Raw genomic sequence first — 2,886 nt, forward strand, 5'->3', positions numbered from 1 at the left:
CCTCCCCGGCCTTATCCTACCAAATCGGCCAATACTTCAAAGCCAACGACCTGAAGAACCAAGCGGACGGAGGACAAAGGCCCGGCGAAAGCAGCCCCGCCCACCTGCTGGCGCACAGCATTCTCGGCGCTGCCGTCGCCGCATCCGGCGGGCACAACGCCCTCACTGGTACCCTGAGTGCCGGCGGAGCCGAAGCCGCCGCCCCCATATTGAGCCGCTGGCTGTACGGCAAAGCAGCGTCGGATTTGACGGCGGAAGAGAAACAAACCGTGGCCGGCATCAGCGGCCTGCTGGGGGCGGGCATTGGTGCGGCGACGGGCAACAGCAGTGCGGATACGGTTTCAGGTAGCCTGAGTGCTCGGAATGCGGTGGGGAACAACTGGCTGACTGCCCCAGAAGTCGACCGCCTGATTCACCTGGAAAAAGCCTGTAACGGCGGTGCCGGTTTAGAGCAAGCCTGCCTAGAACGAGACCGTCTCAAAGCACTGGATACAGCCAGAGACATACGCCTCCTGAAAGCCTGTGAAAACCCACAATCAGCCGAATGCCAAAATCTGAAACACCAAGCCATTTTGGCTATGGGCAGACTGAAAGTCGGCTATGCCGGTCAAATCGGCATGAGTCCCGAAGCCAAAGACGCCCATAATCAGGAATACAGCTCTACCGATGTGGCCGTCCAACTGGCCGGCGGATCGACGCCCGAGCAAATCGCAGCCAATACGAAATTGTCGCAGTCGGTACATCGCTTTCTGGCGGATTTGACGGTAGTCGGCACCATCAGGGACTTTAGGGAAGCCGACACAGTTTCCGAATACGCCTTGGCCGCCATTTTTTCCATACCCGGTTTAAGACCGCTGGAAAAGCTACAATATGCAGAAGACTTTAAGCGTACTTATCAAGCAGCCAAGGATGCAGGAGATCTGGATGCGGCAAAAGAGTTGTTGACACTGACACAGGAAGTCCAACGTTCGCCAAATCGCTTAACGCAACTGGCGGCCGCCGAGTCAAGAATTCATCGTATTAAAGAAGCTCAGGAAAGATTAAGAGATAAGGTTACAAGTATTGAAAAAATACTCAATTATGAAGGTAGGGAAGCAGGAGGAAAAAATGCATTGGTAGAGGCACTGGAAAGATTTGCTAACACCGGTCAAAAAGTTGGAGAATTTAGGCCTTCTGATCATATTCAAAAGGCACGAGAACAGCTTAATAGTATAAGGAATGCTGAAAGAGCAATTAGAAATTCAACAATGCCGGATAAGCAAGCGCTTCTTGATAGATTAAGAAATATGAGGGAAAGTTTAGAACCAGCATTAAAACGTGCAGTAGAAAAACAAAGATCTTTAACTGATAAATAGGTTTGTTATGATTAATTTAAATGATATACAAGAAATGGTTGATGAGTGGGATCTTACTTTTTTCCTTCCTGATCAACTTTCAAAGGAAATATTAACCAAATTGCGTGAATATAATAAATTTAAATTTTTAGGGATTAAAAATAAGACATATGAGGTAGACCATCCATATCAGGATATGGATTATATGATTACGGACTATTATTCATGCTGCCTATATGATCAAAAAATTTCTTATCCGGATTTTTTTAAACTATTGAAACATATGATTATATGCTGTCCAAGTATTACTTTCGCAGTAATATTTTCAGACTACTTGTCTTTCTTTAAGGTGGGAAAATGCAATTTTTATTGCAACTATTTTAAATTACTGTCAAAAAATTTAACTGATGAGGTGGCCATTTGGGCAATGGCCGATTATTTGATCAATGTTTTTGAGGATAAAAGGGAATGGTCTGATGGCAAATTCTTTTTTGATTTATTAACCGAAGATAATCAGAATTTTATAAATAGAATGAGTCAATATATAGACTAAATAAGATAGTAAACGTAAATACAGGGTTTGGTTGAAAATCCAACATATTATGCTTTCCGGTAGGCTAAAGTGATATTTGTCTGGATACTGCAGGCTACCTGAACAACCGTTTCGACGCCGAGCGGGTACGACAGACAGTGCCATCCGGGCAGGCGGGGCAAGGCTACCAAGCCGCCCAAAGCATCCGCGGCCAAGCCGCCGGCAGAAACAACACAGGCAGCGGCATCAACGTCAGCATCACCTACGGCGAACAACGCAACAGCCAAGAGCGGCACAGCAGCGGCCACACCGCCCAAGGCGCCCAAATCCTCGGCCGCGGGCAAGTCAGCCTCAGCGCCCGAGGCGCCGGCCAAGCTTCCGACATCCGCATCAGCGGCGCCGAAATCGCCGGACAAAGCGGCACCCGCCTGGAAGCAGAAGGCGACATCCGGCTGCAAGCCGCCCGCCAAACCCACCGCGAAACCGGCCGCAGCCGACAGGCCGGCTGGAAAGCCGGCGTCGCCCTCGACTTCAGCAACGGCGTCTCCGTCGGCGTCACCGGCGGCGGCAACTACGGCAAAGGCCGAAGCGAAAGCGAAGCCGTCCGTCACCTCCACAGCCGCATCGGCAGCGCCGGCAGCCGCACCGCCCTCACCAGCGGCGGCGACACCACCTTGCAAGGCGCCCGCGTACTCGGCCAAGGCATTGCCCTCGACGCCCGCAACCTGCACATCGAAAGCCTGCAAGACAGCGCCCGCCATAACAGCAGCCAATACCACGGCCAAGGCCAAATCACCGTCGGCTACGGCTTCAGCGCCGACGGCAGCTACCAGCAAAGCCAACTGAACGCCGAGCACCAAAGCGTCGCCGAACAAAGCGGCCTGTATGCCGGCGACGACGGCTTCCAAGTCAGCGTAAACGGGCACACCCGGCTGAACGGCGGCCTCATCGTCTCCGGCGAAGCCGCCGAAAGCGCCGGTCGCAACCGCTTTGTCAGCGGCAGCCTCAGCAGCAGCGATC

The 2,886-nt window shown here is 51.9% G+C and carries 3 protein-coding genes; all 3 read left to right on the top strand.

What is annotated here, in order from left to right; translation table 11 throughout:
- On the top strand, nt 1-1,355 hold a 1,355-nt coding region (locus HMPREF9371_RS10805; RefSeq protein WP_009120189.1), incomplete at its 5' end, for a VENN motif pre-toxin domain-containing protein.
- Nucleotides 1,356-1,362: 7 nt separating this feature from the next.
- On the top strand, nt 1,363-1,887 hold the full coding sequence (locus tag HMPREF9371_RS10810) for a hypothetical protein (protein ID WP_009120190.1): 525 nt from the start codon (nt 1,363-1,365) through the stop codon (nt 1,885-1,887).
- 137 nt (nt 1,888-2,024) lie between these two features.
- Nucleotides 2,025-2,886 (top strand): hemagglutinin repeat-containing protein (locus HMPREF9371_RS11100; protein WP_009120191.1); only part of this gene is annotated, 862 nt, incomplete at its 3' end.

Origin of the sequence: Neisseria shayeganii 871, from assembly GCF_000226875.1 — a bacterium.
Lineage (GTDB): Bacteria > Pseudomonadota > Gammaproteobacteria > Burkholderiales > Neisseriaceae > Eikenella > Eikenella shayeganii.

Bases quoted from the DNA above. Each gene is read 5' to 3' on its own strand.
- HMPREF9371_RS10810 (WP_009120190.1), top strand. From the start codon at position 1,363: ATGATTAATTTAAATGATATACAAGAAATGGTTGATGAGTGGGATCTT.